The following is a 15825-nucleotide window of genomic DNA, read 5'->3' on the forward strand; positions in this document are numbered from 1 at the left end:
GATCATTGCCCGGCAGCGCGTTTTTTCTTCAGCGTGAGCACATTCTCGTTAACCTGCTTTTTGTGCAGCGGGTACCAGAACCAGAGGATCAGCGCCAGCAGCGCGAATCCCAGCGCAGGTACCAGAACCGAGATATTGAGCAGCCCCTCCTGCACCTTGGGATCGGTGCGGGTAGCAGCCGAGTAACCAATAAGCTCCAGCAGCAGGCCGCTCAGTCCGGCGGAAGCCGCCTGGCCCAGCTTGCGGGCAAAGGAATACAGCGCATACACAGTGCCGTCCTCACGGCGTCCGGTTCTGCATTCCGAATCGTCGATCACGTCAGTGATCAGAGCCCAGGAAACCATGGAGAACATGCCCAGAGCCAGCCAGCAAAGGAACTGGAAGCCCACATAGACCCACACATTTGCCGGACGCACCACAAAGAGCACCAGATTGATAACCACCGCGGCAACGCTGGATACCACGCTGACCTCGCATTTGCCGAAGCGCTTGGCCAGCGGCTTGACCAGAGCGGCAGCCAGCAGCATGGCCACCATCATAACCAGATTGGAAACCGACTGCGCCGACGCATTGTTGTAGTAATCCGGATATACATAGCCGCTCATGTTCTGGATGGTCAGCTGAGCCAGCAGCATCACAATGGAGGCGGCAATGATGGAAATCAGCGAACGGTTGTGAATGGCACTCTTCATCATCTGCACAACGGACTCCTGTTTGCCCTGCGGTGCCTCGATACGCACACGCTCGGTAACTAAATTATAGCACAGCAGATAGCAGATGACCGCCAGAACAGAGAAGATGCCCGCTGCCAGGGTAACCCGGGAGCCGATCAGCGTTTCCACACCGTCCACCTTTTCGTAAGCAACGAGAGGAAGACCCACGCCGATCACAACGCCGGCCAGAGTACCGCCCATGGTGCGGAAGGTGGAGAGGGACTGCCGGTCGTCCGGGTCCTCCGAAATGGCGGAGGCCATGGAACCATAAGGAATGTTTACGGCGGTGTAGAAGACCGAGCCCCACAGGATATAGGTTACAAACAGATATGCGACTTTTACCCCCATGGGCAGGCCGGCCAGTCCGCTCTGATAAATCAGGAAGGATGCCAGTGCCACCGGCCCACAGATACGCAGCAGCCAGGGCTTGAACTTGCCGTGCGCCGTGGTGCGGCTTCTGTCGCAGATGCGGCCCATGGTCACATCGGTAAAGGCATCCACAATGCGCGCCACCGTCATGATAAAGCCGACTACACCTGCGGAAACACCCATAACATCGGTGTAGAACTTCATGAGCATCATGGTGGAAAAAATAAACGTAAAATCGTTGCCAAAATCTCCGAACAGGTAACCGACCTTGTCCCGAATCCCAAACGGACGCACCGTTGTGCTGCGGTTCATACGATCACTCCTTATCCAATACATTGAAGGTATATATCACGTTGTCCGGACGATGTAAGTATCTTACCAGAATTCCCTCACATTGAATTAGAAGTATTTCGTGTGAAATCTTCATTATTTTTGTTTTTCCTCTTGTCATTGTGCAGAAAAAAGCGCATACTGTTCGTACAGTTTGCTGATCGTTCTGCACTTGAAAGGCCGGTTTTGTATGTTTTGCTCAAATGAATTCTCTTTTTTTATACAAGTACTCCAAAAATCCGGGATTTCCCATCAGGAGTTTCCTTTGCCTGTTGCGGAGGATCTGGAAATCGACGGCGGGCTTCGGCGGCAGCTGGGTGTGACCCCTTCGGTGTTTGAAGGATGCCGTGCCCTGTTTCAAAATATGGAGCCAGGCGCCATTTATCATGTGACAGACTGCTTCTACCTGCACTATCTGTTTTTCTGCTGCCCGGTACACCCCGCTGTATGGCGATTGGGCCGTTTCTCACGATGCGGCCGCTTGACCGCCAGATCTTTGAGACAGCGGAGCAATACGAGCTGTCCCCTGCCCGCATTCATCTGTTGGAGGAGTTCTATTCCTCCCTGCCGCAAATTGCCGATAACAGCCCCTTCTATGCCATGGTGTACTGCCTGTGCGAAGCGCTGTATGGTCCTCGGGTGGAGGTACGCTCCATCAGTTTGGATGACGCGCTTTCTTCCACTGCCCTTTCCTCTGCGCCGGAGGACATTCATCTGCCCACCGTCATGCGTCGGCTGGAAAACCGCTACCGCCTGGAGGATGAGCTGCTGCAGGCTGTAGCGGACGGAAATCGCACCCGGCTGCACCAGCTGCTGCACGGCACCGACATTAACATGGCAGTGGAGCCGCGTTTGGCCGACCCCGTGCGCAACATAAAAAATTACTGCATTGTGCTGAATACCGCACTGCGCAAAGCGGCTCAGTACGGCGGTGTGCACCCCATTTATCTGGACGATCTTTCCCGCACCTTTGCCGCCCGTATTGAACAGCTGCCCACCACCACAGATGCCCAGAAGCTGATCAGTGAAATGTCGGATGAATACTGCCTGCTGGTGCAACAATACAGCGCCATCGGCTGTTCTCTGCCAGTACAGACTGCCATGCTGTATGTACGCCAGCACCTGGCCGAGCCGCTGAACCTGCGTACCATTGCCGCCGTGCTGAACTGCAATCCCAGCTATTTTTCGGCTCGTTTCAAAAAAGAAACCGGCCAAACGCTGACCGACTTTATTCTGCAGGAACGGATTCGTCTGGCCGCCAATCTGCTGCTTACCACACGCCTGCAGATCCAGACCGTGGCGCAGCACTGCGGGTTTCTGGATGCGAACTACTTTTCCCGGATTTTTCATCAGACCATGGGCTGCAGTCCCACTGAATATCGAAAGACCGGCCGCTCGCTCCACGTGTCCTGATCTGTTTGCCTGTTCTCCGCTTCTTTTTACGGAGCAGCAGGCGCACAACCACTTCCTTGCTTGCACAGATTTTCCCCCTGTGCTATACTAAAGAAAACTGATTTTGATCGCATTAGGGCTGGTCGGCTCAGCCTGACAAGGAGGCATCTGGCAATGGTCCAAAAAATCTGGGGACCCGGTTCCCTTTCGGCTCTTCTCTGCCTGGTGGGCGTGTTGTTCTGCTGCACCCTGCCCGGCGGGTTCTGCCTTGGCGACTGGCTGTTCGGGCTGGTTGGAATTTCACCCTGGTCTTCCGGAAGCGGAATTCATTATCCTCCCTATGCGGCACTGGTTTTCTTTGTACCGGCTGCAGTGCTCGGATGGCGTTTTTCCGACCATCGGCTGGCAAGCTGGGGAAAATGGGTGGCCACGCTGATCCTTGCTTTTCTTGCCGTCAGCCTGCTTGCTGTTGTAATTTGAATTTCAGCACAAAAAAGCCTGTTCCCTTCCGGAAAACCGGAACGGGAACAGGCTTTTTATTTTTGATTAATACATCTGACGGCGCTTTTTGCGGGCACGGCGGCGCCACACATTGAATACCGTCATGGCGATGGCCACCAGCAGGAACACCGGGACCAGCCACTGGTTTCCGGTGTCGTCGAAGCTCTTCATCTGACTCCAGGCCATATCCATGGCGCTGTTCAGCTCGTCCGAGATGACGCTGGGGTATTCGCTGCGCTCGATCAGAGCGGGGTCCGGGTACATCAGCTCGCTGTCCCGCAGTTCAGCGGGCAGCAGCTCACGCACCGCCTCCACCGGCGAGGTGTACTGCACAAACAGTGCGTTCTGCAGCGCCACATCCACCTCGCACATGTAGTTGATGAACATCTCCGCCGCTTCCTGATTCTGGCTGGAAGCCGGGATGCACATGGCGTCCACGCACTGCAGAGTGCCCTCTTCCGGGATGAACATGCCCAGGCTGGGATTCTCGGCGATCATGGTCAGACCGTCGCCGGTGTAATAGGGAGCCAGCGCAGCCTCGCCGCCCTCCATCTTATCGAACACCTCATCCATCACGTAGGCCTGCACCAGGGGCTTCTGCTCCTGCAGTTTGACCAGAGCATCGTCGATGTCCTGGGTGCTGGTGGGGTTCATGCTGCGGCCAAGGGTTTTGAGCGCCATGGCAAAGCAGTCGCGGCTGTTGTTGAACTGCAGGATCTGGCCGGTGTAGCGGGGGTCCCACAGCAGATTCCAGCCCTGCTCCAGGTCCGCTTCGTCCACCATATCCTTGTTGTAGGTGATACCCACCATACACCACATGTAAGGCACGCTGTACACATTACCCGGGTCGTATTCCTTGTCCAGATACAGCTCGGAAATGCCCGCCAGGTTGGGGATGTTCTCCTTGTTCAGGGGAAGCAGCATACCCTCGTTGGCCATCTTGCCCAGCATATAATCGCTGGGCAAGATCACATCGTAGACCGCGCCGCCGCTTTTCAGCTTGGCGTACATGCTCTCGTTGGTGTCGAAGGTGGTATAGTTGATGTCAATACCGGTCAGCTCCTCAAAGGCGGAGATCACATCCACGCTTTCGTCCGAGCCGTCCGAGATGTAAAGGCCCCAGTTGTAAACGTTCAGGGAGACGCCCTGTCCCTTGAACCGGGTCCAGTCGTAGTCGGCGCTGACGGAGATGTCCTCGGTGACCTGGATCTTGTCCTCCGCCGCAAAGGTGGGAAGAGCAAAACTTCCGGCCGCCAGCACCAGGGTCAGCAGCAGGCTGATCGCTTTTTTCATCGCACGCATCCTCCCTTATTCCTTGATCCGCTTTTTGCGGTAGCTGCGGCTTTCCAGCGCATTGCTCACCAGAATAATGCACAGGATGGCCACAAACATGATGGTGGACAGGGCGTTGATCTCCGGGCTGACCTTTTTACGGGTCATGCTGTAGATGGCAATGGGCAGCGTCTGCAGCGTGCCGCAGCTGAAGTAAGAGATGATGAAATCATCGATGGAGTAGGTCAGGCTGATCAGGAAAGCAGAGAGGATGGCGGGCATCAGCTCCGGCAGGACCACCTTGAAGAAAGCCTGACGGGGATTGCAGCCCAGATCCAGCGCCGCCTCATACATGCGCACATCCATGCGGCGCAGCTTGGGCGCCACATTGAAAATCACGTAGGGCACGCAGAAGGTGATGTGAGCGATGAGCAGGGTGCCGAAGCCGAAGATGTTCTCCGGCAGGAATTTCAGAAAGCCGGGCACCGACGGATTGGAGTTCAGCCAGTGTGCGACGTTCACATACACCACGAACAGCATCATCAGCGAAACACCGGTGATGATCTCCGGGTTGACCACCGGCAGGTAGCTCACAGTGTTGATCACACCCTGGGTACGCTTTTTCATGCCGCTGATGCCGATGGAGGCCATCACGCCCAGAATGGTTGCCACGGTAGCGGCCAGGAAGGCCACCACCAGGCTGAGCCATAATGCTTCCAGGATCATCTCATTGTGCAGCAGGCTCTTATACCATTTCAGTGTGAAACCGGTGAACAAAGTGCGGCTCTTGCTCTCGTTGAAGCTGAACACCATCATTACCGCGATGGGCACGTACAGGAACGAGAAAATCAGACACAGGTAAACCTTTTGCAGGGCGGCCAAATGTTGCTTTTTCATTACACCACGCCCTCCATATCCTCGTCGTCAAAGCCGTTGGTGAAACTCATGCACAGCAGCACGATCACCATCAGCACCAGACTGAGCGCGCTGCCCAGGTTGTAGTTGTAGCTGTTGCCCAAGAACTGCAGCTCGATCAGATCACCGATCAGCATATTGGAGCCGCCACCCAGCATCCGGCTGATGATAAAGGTGGAGACACTGGGCACAAACACCATGGTGATGCCGGTGGCGATACCGGGAGCGGACAGAGGGATCAGCACCTTGGTCAGGGTTTTGAACATGCCCGCGCCCAGATCCTGCGCGGCCTCGATGACGCTGTTGTCGATCTTGGTCATGGCAGTGTACAGCGGCAGAATCATGTAGGGCAAAAAGTTATACACCATGCCCAGCACCACCGCGCCGCTGGTATAGATCATCTGGAAGGGGCCGATGCCGAAGAAGCCCAGAATCCGGTTGATGATGCCGTTGTTCTCCAGAAGGCTCATCCAGGCGTAGGTGCGCAGCAGAAAGTTCATCCACATGGGCAGCATGACCAGCATAAGGAAAATCTTCTGCTTGGCCGCACGCTGGCGGGAGAGAAAATAGCTGACCGGGAAGCTGAGCACCAGGCAGATCACAGTGGCTTCCGCCGCCAGCAGCAGACTGCGCACAAACACCGTGCTGTACTGCCCGATGATCATCAGGTTTTCCAGGGTAAAGCTGCCTTCCTTGTCAGTGAAGGCGAAGTAAGTGACGATGGCCAGCGGTACCAGGATGAACACAACCATCCACACCAGGTAGGGCGCGGCCAGTTTACGGTTCTTGATCATGGCCTTAACCCTCCGTGCGGGTCATAATGTGGATCTCATCCGGCCCGATGCACATGCCGATCAGCTCGCCGGGAGCGCTGGCCTGGGTGGAATGGATGATCCACTCGTAGCCGGCCTGCTCCACGCGCATCTCGTAGTGAACGCCCTTGAAGATGACCTCTTTCACCACGCCGGTAAGCTGGCCCTGGATGGCGGGCACCACCTGGATGTCCTCCGGGCGGATCACCACCTGCACCAATTCATTGTGGCCGAAGCCCTTATCCACGCAGGTAAACTCGTTGCCGGCAAATTCCACGCAGAAGTCCCGCAGCATGATGCCGTCGATGATGTTGCTCTCACCGATGAAGGAGGCCACGAAGGCGTTCTCCGGCTCGTTGTAGATGTCGATGGGGCTGCCGATCTGCTGGATGTTGCCATCCTTCATAACCACCACCGTATCGGACATGGTGAGCGCTTCTTCCTGGTCGTGGGTCACATAGATAAAGGTGATATTCATGGCCTGCTGCAGCCGCTTGAGCTCCAGCTGCATCTCCTTGCGCAGCTTCAGGTCCAGTGCGCCGAGAGGCTCGTCCAGCAGCAGCACCCGGGGATGGTTCACCAGACCGCGGGCGATGGCCACACGCTGCTGCTGACCGCCGGACAGATTGGTGGTATCCCGGCGCTCGAAGCCCTTCAGGCCCACCACTTCCAGCATTTCCAGCACGCGGCTGCGGATCTCCTTCTCGTCCATCTTCTTCAGACGCAGACCGAAGGCCACATTCTCGTATACATTCAGGTGCGGGAACAGGGCGTATTTCTGGAATACGGTGTTCACCTGACGCTTGTAGGGCGGCAGATTGGTGATGTCCTGCCCGTCAAAAAAAACATTGCCGGAGCTCGGCTGGACAAATCCGCCGATGACCCGGAGTGTCGTGGTCTTACCGCAGCCGGAAGGGCCCAGGAAAGTGACGAACTCCTTGTCGTGAATGTCCAGCGAGAGACCGTTGAGCACGTTCTCCCCGTCGAAGCCAACAACAATGTTCTGCAGTGATACGATTTTACTCATTGTTTTTGATTCCCCCTTTGCGGAATTTTGCCGTGGTTTGCATACACAGGCGGCGCACATGGTACCACCCCGCAAAAGGTTTGTTACACCAGCCGAAGCGTTGCAGCTTTGGCCGGTTACAGCGGTACATCCAGCGCCTATGTACCCGGCAAAAAGGCGCACTTTCCCCTTATAGAGTGCCGGGCACAACTGCTACTATACAAGCTGGACCTGACAATGTCAAGCAGTTTTTCAAAAAATGCAAAAAAACGCTGGATTTCCTCACCTGCAAGCGGAAATCCAGCGTTTTATGGGTTTATTTTTGGTTTGCTCCTGTATCCTTGCGTTTTCTTTTATTCACAAGGATTTTTCTCAGGTTTTACAAAGGATTCAGCCCTGCTTTTTGAACGCCTTGCGGGCAGCGCGTTCCACCCGGACAAGCTCCACCCCGGCCTGGGCGGCAGCGGCGGCCATATCGCCGTATTCCACCTTGCACTTCTTGATCGCATAGCCGGTTCCCTGCTTGACACGGACAACGCCGTATTTGGTCTTCACCGGCACGATGCGGGTGGTGAGCACACTGCGGTCCATCACACTGGCGCGCACGCCCCAGGTGGTGGTGTGGCGCAGCATCAGCTGGGTGAGCTTGTCCTGCTCGGACGGACGGCACAAGCAGCACAGCAGCACCGCCGGACGGCTCTTCTTCATCTGGATGGGCGCGGTGTACACATCCAGTGCGCCCGCCTCCAGCAGCAGCTCCGAAGCGTAGCCAATGGCCTCGCCGGTCATATCGTCCAGATTGCAGCGCAGCTCCACGATCTGCTCCTTTTTCTTCTGCTCCTGCTCTGCGTCGCAGCCCCAGAACACCCGCACCACATTGGCGGCTTCAAAGTCTTTGTTGCCCACGCCGACGCCCACCTTTTCGGTGACCATCACCGGCATGGGACCGAAGGACTGGGCAAAGGTCTTGAGCAGAGCTGCTCCGGTGGGGGTGCACAGCTCGCCCCGGATGGTACCGGTGTAGGCGGGAACCCCCTGCAGGATATAGGCGGTGGCGGGCGCAGGCACCGGCAGAATGCCGTGGGCACAACGCACCTGACCGCTGCCCAGATGCACCGGACTGGCAATAATCTTTTCCGGTGCCAGCATGTGCAGCAGCAGGCAGACGGCGGTCACATCCGCCACTGCGTCCAGCGCGCCCACCTCGTGGAAGTGAACCTGGTCCACCGGGCATCCGTGGGCGGCGCTTTCCGCCTGGGCAATAACGCGGTAGACCTGCAGCGCCTGCTCCTTCACCTCCGGGGGCAAATCAGTTTTCTGAATGGTCTGCTCCACCCATGCCATGGTGGCGTGATGATGATGCCCGTGGCCATGATCGTGTTCATGGGGATGGTCGTGGCCGTGCTCGTGCACATGGTCATGATGATGCTCGTGCTCGTAAACGTGGTCGTGGTCATGGGGATCATCATGGTCATGATGGTGGTCATGTTCATGCATATGTTCGTGAGGATGGTCATGAACGGCCGGAGCGGGATGCACCTCCGGATGAACCGGGCCGTGGTCGTGGCTGTGCTCCTCTTCCCCGTTCACCAGCACCTGCACATGCAGGCCCTGTACACCGCATTTCTGTGCGGGATTCACCTTGACCTGAACCCCTGGCAGCAGCCGGTTCATCTGTCCCAGAAATGCCTGCTGCTCCTCCACACTCAGCAGGTCCAGCAGGGCGGCGGTGAGCATATCGCCCGCCGCGCCCATGGCACATTCAATATATAAAGTTTTCATTGGTCACTGCCTCCCATATGATTGATCATACTGGCCAGATAGCCCGCACCGAATCCATTGTCGATATTCACCACGCTCACTCCGCTGGCACAGGAATTAAGCATGGACAAAAGTGCAGACAGGCCGTTGAAATTAGCGCCGTAACCCACACTGGTGGGGACCGCGATCACCGGGCAATCCACAAGGCCGCCCACCACACTGGCCAACGCACCCTCCATGCCTGCCACGGTAATCACCACACGGGCCTGCATCAGCACATCCAGCTTGGACAGCAGCCGGTGCAGCCCGGCCACGCCCACATCATACAGCCGCTCCACCTTATTGCCCATGGCGATGGCGGTGCGGGCAGCCTCCTCGCAGACCGCCATATCACTGGTACCTCCGGAGACCACGGCAATGTAGCCGGGTGCGGTGATTTTTCCGGTGGGGTGCACGATGCCCAACCGGGACATGGGGTCGTAGTCCATCGGATGGCGCTGCGCCACATAGTCCGCCGCCTGCTGGCTCATGCGAGTCACGATGATATCGGTGGCGTCCCGGCTTTCCATGGCGGTGAGGATGCCGTCGATCTGCTCGGCGGTCTTGCCTGCGCCGTAGATCACCTCCTGCGCGCCCTGGCGCAGGCCCCGGTGATGGTCCACCTTGGCATAGCCCAGGTCCTGAAAAGGCTGCAGCTTCATCTGAAGCAGTGCCTGTTCGGGCGTGAGCGCTCCCTGCTGCACCTGCTCCAGCAGAGTGAGCATCTCCTGTTTTTCCATTCTTATTCCTCCCCTCGGGGTTCCAGATCCAATACGACCGCTGCAAATTGCGGTTTCAATGCATCCACCAGCTCTTTTCGCCGCTCCAGCGCCTTGCCGAACTGGGCGGCAGGCAGCTGCAGCTTGGCGGTGTTGCCCATGCAGCGCACCCGGAAATCGGAAAAGCCCAGCCGGAACAGCTCGTTTTCCGCCGCTTCCACCTTTTGAAGCGCCTCGGGAGTAATGGCGGTGCCGGTGGGGATGCGGGTGGCAAGGCAGGCATAAGCGGGCTTGTTCCAGGTGAACAGGCCCAGTTCCCGGGAGGCCTGCCGCACCTGTGCTTTCGTCACGCCGCACAGCCGCAGCGGACTGTAGACCCGCATCTCCTCCAGCGCCCGCATGCCGGGGCGGTCGGATGCATCATCCGAGGCATTGGTTCCGTCGATAATCTCTTCGAAGCCATCCGCTTTGGCGGCGGCCAGAATCGCCCCGAACACCTGCTTTTTGCAGTAATAACAGCGCATCGGACCGTTCTGCCGCACGTTTTCGTCCGCCAGCGGCTGGGCGAGCAGCACCTTCAACTCCACCCCCTGCTCTTCGCACAGGCGGCGGGCATGCTCCAGCTCAAAGCGGGGCTGGAAGGGGCTGTCCACAAAATAGGGCTGGATCTGGCAGCCGCAGCGCACGGCCTCAGCCAGCAGATAGGCAGAATCCACCCCGCCGGAAAGGCCCAGGGCCAGACGGGGATGCTGCACAAAAAACTCCTGCAATGTCATGGTGAGTGGTTGCTCCTTGTTTTTTCTTGATTATACACGATTAAAAAAAGACTTTACAGCTCAATCCGGCGGGTACAGACCCGATCCAGAAGCGGGGCGGAATGACTCACCGCCACCAGACCGATGCCCCGGCGGGTGGTTTCCTCCACCAGAAAGCTCCACAGCTGTGCCTGAGTCGCCAGATCCAGCATGGCACTGAGTTCATCCGCCAGCACAAACCGGGTGGCGGGCCCCAGTGCCCGGGCGATGCAGAACCGCTGCAGTTCACCGCCGGACAGCTCTGCCGGATAACGGCTGAGCCATTCCGGCTGGATGCCCAGCGCCTGAACCAGCCGCTCCTCCGGCTCTCCTGCCTCCCGCAGGGTTTTCCCTAACGTCAGGCGGGGGTCCACAACCTGCTCCGGATGCTGCCAGATCAGCTGCACCGGGCAGTAGCCCCGATAGCTGGCAAGAGGCTTGCCGTCCAGCAACACCTGGCCGGACTGGGGCTTCTCGTAGCCCGCCAGCAGCTTGCACAGGGTGGTCTTACCCCGTCCACTGGGGGCGAAAATACCCACTCGCTCGCCGCCTTCCACCCGCAGGGACAGGTTCTGCAGCACGCTTCTCCCGCAAGGATAGGTAAAGCAGAGATTCTTTGCTTCCAGCGTCATAGCTGTTCTCCTTCCGGGTGCAGGCAGCGCACATAGCCTGCACCCCGTTTTTCATAGGCGACCGCACCCTCATGACATTCCGGCCCCGCCTTGGGGCAGCGGGGCGCGAAAGCACAACCTGCCGGCAGCTGGCCCACCGGCTGAGTACCGGGCAGCGGAACAAAGCCATGGTTGGGGCTGGCCTGCCAGAGTGCCTGGGTATAGGGGTGTTGCAGCAGCTCCTTTGCTGCAAAGCTGGCCGCCGGAGCCTCCTCTACCGCCGCGCCCGCATAGAGCACGATCACCCGGTCCGCCACTTCCAGTGCGGCCTCCAGATCGTGGGTAATCAGCAGTACGCCCGCGCCCGCCTGAGCCAGCTCCTTAAAGTGGCCCAGCACCCGCCGGGCCGCTTCGGGATGCAGGCCGGGAGTGGGCTCATCCGCTACCACCAGCTTCGGGGAATGCTGCACCGCGGTGGCAATCAGCACCCGCCGGGCCATGCCGCCGGACAGCTGAAAGGGATACAGCTTTTCCACCTCGGGGCCAAGGCCATAACGCCGCAGTGCCGCCGAGGCTTTCTCTGCGTCGCCCTTTTCCCCCTTCACCTGCTCCCCGACCTGCATCAGCGGGTCCAGATAGGACACATTCTGGGGCACCAGCACAATCTCGTGGCCCCGCAGCTTTTCGGCCCGCTTGTCGTCCAGCGGCTGGCCCTGGTAGAGCACCTGTCCGCCCACCTGGGCATTGTAGGGCAGGATCCCCAGCAACCGGTGAGCCAGCAGGCTTTTTCCGCTGCCGGACGCGCCCACCACCGCCACCAGCTCGCCTTCATCCAGCGAGAAGCTCAGATCCCGCACGCCGGGCAGCGTCACCCGCCGGAAACCCTTTGCATACCGGGAAAAGGAAACGGTGAGCCCCTGCACCTGCAGCAGCGGGGCTTTTTGTCTGTTTTCTTCCATTATGCCGCCTCCTGTTCCGCGTTCACTGACCAGAGCGCTGCCAGGCTTTTGCCCGCCAACTCAAACAGCAGCACCACCGCCACCAGACACAGACCGGGCAGCAGCGCCAGCCACCAGCGGCCGGTGGCCAGATACTGCATACTTTCCGACAGGATCACGCCCACCGCGGGCTGTTCGCTGGTCAGACCGAAGCCCAGAAAGGTCACGCTGGCCTCGTGGAGGATAGCGTGGGGAAACAGCAGCACCAGCCCGGTGAAGAACTGGGGCAGCACGCCGGGCAGGATGTGCCGGGCCGCGATGGCTGCCGGGGATGCCCCCAGCTTGCGGGCCACCTGCACATAACCGCTCTGCCGCAGTTGCATCACCTCGCCCCGGATCAGCCGGGCAAGGCTCATCCAGTGGGTGGCCACGATGCCGATGGTCACACCCCAGAACCCGCGCCCGCAGGCGCAGGAGATGAGCACCAGCAGCAGAATGTGCGGGATGCCCATAAACAGATCAATCAGCCAGGTGAGGGCGCTGTCTGCCCAGCGGCCCAGCAATGCGGCGCTCACGCCCGCCGCCAGCGCCACCACTGCGCTCACCGCAGCGGTAACCACACCGATGCGGATGCTCAGGGAAAGGCCGCTCAGGGTACGGGTAAGCATATCACGCCCCATCCAGTCGGTGCCGAACAGATACTCCGCGCAGGGGGCCAGATTCTTGCGGGTGAAATCCGTGGCAAGGGCCTGCTCCCGACAGGCCATACCTGCGATCATGATTGCCAGCAGGATTGCAGCAGCAAAAATCAGCCGGAGCAGCGCGGCGGTGCGGGGTTGGCGAAGCTCATAAAAACACTGCTTCATGCTCGGTCCGCCCCCTTTCGGATGCGGGGGTCCACCAGACCGTACAGGCAGTCCGCCGCAAAGTTTGCGCCGAAGACCATGGCGCTGCAGATCACCGTGATGCCCAGCAGCAGCGGAAGATCTCCGCCAAGGCCTGCCGTCACTGTGGCCTGACCAAGCCCCGGATAGGAAAACACCTCTTCCACCAGCACCGAGCTGCCCAGCAGCTCGCCCAGACTGGCAAATTGCAGAGTGATGGCAGGCAGCAGCACATGCCGCAGCACATGACGCAGCAGGATGCCCTTTCCGCTCTCTCCCCTGGCCCGGGCAAACAACACAAAATCCGATTCCAGCGCCTGAATGGTTTTCTGCCGGGTATGCAGGCAGACCGATGCGGTGCCGGTAATGCTGAGGGCCAGCGCTGGAAGGATCGCATGGCGCAGACGGTCCGCCAGTGTGACGGCGGTGGCTTCCAGCCCGATGGGTACGCTGAGCCCCACCGGCAAAAGCTTGAGCCAGACGCCGAAGATCATCAACAAAAGCAGAGCCACCCAGAAGGCGGGCGTGCTGGCAATGATCATGGACCAGCCCCGAATCAGCTTGTCCGGCCAGCGGCCCTGCGTCGCTCCGGCCAGTACGCCCAGGCCGAAGCCCAGCAGCCCGGAAATCACCCAGGCCAACACCAGCAGCCAGAGGGAATTTGCCAGCTTTGCGCCAATCACCGTAAGCACTGGCTGACGGTAAAGCAGCGAGACACCGAAATCCCCCTGCAGCATTCCGCTTACCCAGGCTGCGAACCGTTCCAGGGGCGGGGTATCCACACCCCAGTACGCCTGAAGGCGCTCGATTTGCTCCGCGCTCATGCTGCCCATCGCCGCCTGGCCCACATTCTGCTGCAGCGGGTCGATGGGAGACAGGCTCAGCAGCACAAAGGCTGCCAGACTGGCGCAGAAGATCAGCAGCAGCATCCGGATCAGCTGCCTGACCGCCATGCGGGCCATTCGTTTTGCCATAAAAACTTCTTCTCCTTTTTCCTAACGGGCAGCCGCACTGCTCCGTTCAAAGCAATGCGGCCGCTTTGTCTTCGGTCAGGCCTGGTTCCAGGTCCACTGATCCACGTTGTTCACCAGCGACCAGCCGTGGCCATGGGGATGCAGCTTCTGCTGCGCCACTTCCAGATTCTGATTCACCCAGTACAGATGATCCACATTCACCATCCAGACCCAGGGCACGTCGTTCACGATCTCCTCCGACTGGGCCTGCTGCCACAGCGCGTAGGACTCTTCCAGATCGCTGCAGGCCAATGCCTGGTCCATCAGCTCATCCACCCGAGCATTGGCATAGGGAGAATACCGGGCCAGATCGCCCACCGTGTGGTAGATATTGTACATCTCCATGGGGCTGTGAGTTCCCCAGCCCCAGACCAGCGGAGTGTTCTGGGCCCGGTCATAGGCGGTATCCCAGCCCACACCCTCGGTGCTGGTCTGGATGCCCAGCTCAGCCAGCTGGTTGGCCATGTCGGCCGCAAGAGCCTGGCGGGTGGAATCGCCCATGGGGTACAGCAGGTTCAGACTGGCGGTCCGGCCGTCCTTCTCCCGCACGCCGTCACTGTTCAAGGTCCAGCCCGCTTCCTCCAGCAGGGCGGCAGCCTTCTGAGGATCGTAGGTCACCTCATCCGCCTCAGAATACCAGGGCATGCCGTCGCACACACTGTAGGCCGGGGTACCGTAGCCGTTGAGCACGTTATCGATCATCTCCTGCCGGTCAAAGCCGATGTTGATGGCCTGACGCACCCGCACATCGGCGGTGAAATCGTTGCCGATGCTGTTTTCTTCCTCCACTGCAGGCAGGTTAATGCCCCGGTTGTCCACGGTCTTCACGGCCATCAATTCAAAGCCGTCAATGGTCTGGTCCGTATAGGAAGCGGCGGTGTAGGCCACATCCACCTGACCGGCCTTGGCAGCAGCAAAGGCAGCATCCTCGCTCATGAAGAGGATGACAACCTTTTTCATCTTTACTTCCTCACCGTAATAATCCGGGTTGGCTTCCAGGATCACCTGCTGGCCCTTATCCCACTGCTTGAGGATATAGCGGCCGGAACCAATGGGATTCTGGCCATAATCCGGGCCATAAGCGTGCTCAGGAACAATGCCTACCACCGCCATGGAATAGGGCCAGGTGGAATAAGGCCGGTTCATGTGAAACACCACTGTGGTGTCATCCACTGCCTCAGCGCTGTCCAGCATGGTGAAATCGTTCACCGTGCTCTCTGCCTTTACTGTATTATAAGTAAAGGCCACATCCGACGCGGTGAGGGGCTCGCCGTCGGTGAACTTCACGTCATCCCGGATGGTGACCGTCCAGGTCAGGCCATCCTCACTGACCTGCATGTCAGTGGCCAGGTCATAGCCAATGCTCATATCCGCATTGGTGACCACCAGCGTGCTCTGGATCAGCGGCTCATGCACATGCTCGCCCGCACCCCAGCCATACGCCGGGTCAAAGCCGGATGCCGGTTCGGATTCCACATTCATTGCCACCACCACAGTGTCGGTCTGCTGCTGGCTGGCGGTGCTGGCCGCAGCTGTGGACTGGCTGGCCGTCTGGCTGCAGCCCGCGGCACCAATCGCCAGGCACAGGGCCATGACCGCTGCAAGGATTTTCGTTTTTTTCATGCTCGTCTTTCCTTCCCTTCGCTGAACTTGCCGCGCAGGCGCACCCCGGATGGGCACAAAAAAACCACGCAGGCAAAGAGCCCCGGCCATAACGTGCCGAAGCATCATGCCTTCGTGGCATTCAATTCGCTGT

General features: G+C 59.0%; 15 protein-coding genes. 2 read left to right on the top strand and 13 right to left on the bottom strand.

Translation table 11 applies throughout. The annotated features are described in order from the left end of the window. Positions 1–2: 2 nt before the first annotated feature. Positions 3–1394, bottom strand: a complete 1392-nt coding sequence (locus B5F28_RS04535) for an MFS transporter (RefSeq protein WP_087293819.1) — start codon at positions 1392–1394, stop codon at positions 3–5. Between the two features lie 489 nt (positions 1395–1883). Here B5F28_RS04535 and B5F28_RS04540 point away from each other — a divergent pair, with 489 nt between their 5' ends. After that, positions 1884–2825, top strand: a complete 942-nt coding sequence (locus B5F28_RS04540) for an AraC family transcriptional regulator (RefSeq protein ID WP_158097517.1) — start codon at positions 1884–1886, stop codon at positions 2823–2825. 153 nt (positions 2826–2978) lie between these two features. Next, positions 2979–3284, top strand: a complete 306-nt coding sequence (locus tag B5F28_RS04545; RefSeq protein ID WP_087293823.1) for a hypothetical protein — start codon at positions 2979–2981, stop codon at positions 3282–3284. Between the two features lie 66 nt (positions 3285–3350). On the opposite strand, the gene B5F28_RS04550 is transcribed toward B5F28_RS04545, so the two are convergent. The 12 genes from B5F28_RS04550 to B5F28_RS04605 all read right to left on the bottom strand — a co-directional run bounded on the left by B5F28_RS04550 (position 3351) and on the right by B5F28_RS04605 (position 15692). After that, a complete protein-coding gene (locus B5F28_RS04550; RefSeq protein ID WP_087294005.1) occupies positions 3351–4598 on the bottom strand; it encodes an ABC transporter substrate-binding protein in 1248 nt (415 codons plus the stop codon). 15 nt (positions 4599–4613) lie between these two features. After that, positions 4614–5474: an ABC transporter permease gene (locus tag B5F28_RS04555; RefSeq protein ID WP_087293825.1), complete on the bottom strand. Its 861-nt coding sequence runs from the start codon at positions 5472–5474 to the stop codon at positions 4614–4616. Then, complete coding sequence (locus B5F28_RS04560) at positions 5474–6286, bottom strand: ABC transporter permease (protein WP_087293827.1); 813 nt, start codon at positions 6284–6286, stop codon at positions 5474–5476. Before B5F28_RS04560 ends, B5F28_RS04555 begins: the two co-directional genes overlap by 1 nt. A gap of 4 nt (positions 6287–6290) precedes the next feature. Then, positions 6291–7331 (bottom strand): spermidine/putrescine ABC transporter ATP-binding protein, encoded by a 1041-nt coding sequence (gene potA, locus B5F28_RS04565; RefSeq protein ID WP_087293829.1) that lies wholly within the window; start codon positions 7329–7331, stop codon positions 6291–6293. Between the two features lie 369 nt (positions 7332–7700). Then, positions 7701–9092, bottom strand: coding sequence for a nickel pincer cofactor biosynthesis protein LarC (gene larC / locus B5F28_RS04570; protein ID WP_087293831.1), 1392 nt, complete (start codon positions 9090–9092; stop codon positions 7701–7703). Next, positions 9089–9850 carry a nickel pincer cofactor biosynthesis protein LarB gene (gene larB, locus B5F28_RS04575; RefSeq protein ID WP_087293833.1) on the bottom strand — a complete coding sequence of 254 codons (762 nt, stop codon included), beginning with the start codon at positions 9848–9850 and terminating at the stop codon, positions 9089–9091. Before larB ends, larC begins: the two co-directional genes overlap by 4 nt. A 2-nt stretch (positions 9851–9852) precedes the next feature. Next, positions 9853–10605 carry an ATP-dependent sacrificial sulfur transferase LarE gene (gene larE, locus B5F28_RS04580; RefSeq protein ID WP_087293835.1) on the bottom strand — a complete coding sequence of 251 codons (753 nt, stop codon included), beginning with the start codon at positions 10603–10605 and terminating at the stop codon, positions 9853–9855. 53 nt (positions 10606–10658) lie between these two features. Continuing rightward, positions 10659–11255, bottom strand: a complete 597-nt coding sequence (locus tag B5F28_RS04585; protein WP_087293837.1) for an ABC transporter ATP-binding protein — start codon at positions 11253–11255, stop codon at positions 10659–10661. Beyond that, entirely contained in the window at positions 11252–12193 is a 942-nt protein-coding gene (locus B5F28_RS04590) for an ABC transporter ATP-binding protein (protein ID WP_087293839.1), read from the bottom strand. The genes B5F28_RS04585 and B5F28_RS04590 overlap by 4 nt, the downstream gene beginning before the upstream one ends. Next, on the bottom strand, positions 12193–13038 hold the full coding sequence (locus B5F28_RS04595; RefSeq protein ID WP_087293841.1) for an ABC transporter permease: 846 nt from the start codon (positions 13036–13038) through the stop codon (positions 12193–12195). The genes B5F28_RS04590 and B5F28_RS04595 overlap by 1 nt, the downstream gene beginning before the upstream one ends. After that, positions 13035–14030, bottom strand: a complete 996-nt coding sequence (locus B5F28_RS04600) for an ABC transporter permease (RefSeq protein ID WP_343212735.1) — start codon at positions 14028–14030, stop codon at positions 13035–13037. Before B5F28_RS04600 ends, B5F28_RS04595 begins: the two co-directional genes overlap by 4 nt. 75 nt (positions 14031–14105) lie before the next feature. Further along, positions 14106–15692, bottom strand: a complete 1587-nt coding sequence (locus B5F28_RS04605) for an ABC transporter substrate-binding protein (protein ID WP_087293843.1) — start codon at positions 15690–15692, stop codon at positions 14106–14108. Positions 15693–15825: the final 133 nt, after the last annotated feature.

It is taken from the genome of Gemmiger sp. An194 (assembly GCF_002160145.1).
Classification (GTDB): domain Bacteria; phylum Bacillota; class Clostridia; order Oscillospirales; family Ruminococcaceae; genus Allofournierella.

What these genes read in the sequence shown, in the direction of transcription:
- B5F28_RS04535 (WP_087293819.1), bottom strand. Translation starts at nt 1,394, where the DNA reads ATGAACCGCAGCACAACGGTGCGTCCGTTTGGGATTCGGGACAAGGTC.
- B5F28_RS04540 (WP_158097517.1), top strand. Translation starts at nt 1,884, where the DNA reads ATGCGGCCGCTTGACCGCCAGATCTTTGAGACAGCGGAGCAATACGAG.
- B5F28_RS04545 (WP_087293823.1), top strand. Translation starts at nt 2,979, where the DNA reads ATGGTCCAAAAAATCTGGGGACCCGGTTCCCTTTCGGCTCTTCTCTGC.
- B5F28_RS04550 (WP_087294005.1), bottom strand. Translation starts at nt 4,598, where the DNA reads ATGAAAAAAGCGATCAGCCTGCTGCTGACCCTGGTGCTGGCGGCCGGA.
- B5F28_RS04555 (WP_087293825.1), bottom strand. Translation starts at nt 5,474, where the DNA reads ATGAAAAAGCAACATTTGGCCGCCCTGCAAAAGGTTTACCTGTGTCTG.
- B5F28_RS04560 (WP_087293827.1), bottom strand. Translation starts at nt 6,286, where the DNA reads ATGATCAAGAACCGTAAACTGGCCGCGCCCTACCTGGTGTGGATGGTT.
- potA (WP_087293829.1), bottom strand. Translation starts at nt 7,331, where the DNA reads ATGAGTAAAATCGTATCACTGCAGAACATTGTTGTTGGCTTCGACGGG.
- larC (WP_087293831.1), bottom strand. Translation starts at nt 9,092, where the DNA reads ATGAAAACTTTATATATTGAATGTGCCATGGGCGCGGCGGGCGATATG.
- larB (WP_087293833.1), bottom strand. Translation starts at nt 9,850, where the DNA reads ATGGAAAAACAGGAGATGCTCACTCTGCTGGAGCAGGTGCAGCAGGGA.
- larE (WP_087293835.1), bottom strand. Translation starts at nt 10,605, where the DNA reads ATGACATTGCAGGAGTTTTTTGTGCAGCATCCCCGTCTGGCCCTGGGC.
- B5F28_RS04585 (WP_087293837.1), bottom strand. Translation starts at nt 11,255, where the DNA reads ATGACGCTGGAAGCAAAGAATCTCTGCTTTACCTATCCTTGCGGGAGA.
- B5F28_RS04590 (WP_087293839.1), bottom strand. Translation starts at nt 12,193, where the DNA reads ATGGAAGAAAACAGACAAAAAGCCCCGCTGCTGCAGGTGCAGGGGCTC.
- B5F28_RS04595 (WP_087293841.1), bottom strand. Translation starts at nt 13,038, where the DNA reads ATGAAGCAGTGTTTTTATGAGCTTCGCCAACCCCGCACCGCCGCGCTG.
- B5F28_RS04600 (WP_343212735.1), bottom strand. Translation starts at nt 14,030, where the DNA reads ATGGCAAAACGAATGGCCCGCATGGCGGTCAGGCAGCTGATCCGGATG.
- B5F28_RS04605 (WP_087293843.1), bottom strand. Translation starts at nt 15,692, where the DNA reads ATGAAAAAAACGAAAATCCTTGCAGCGGTCATGGCCCTGTGCCTGGCG.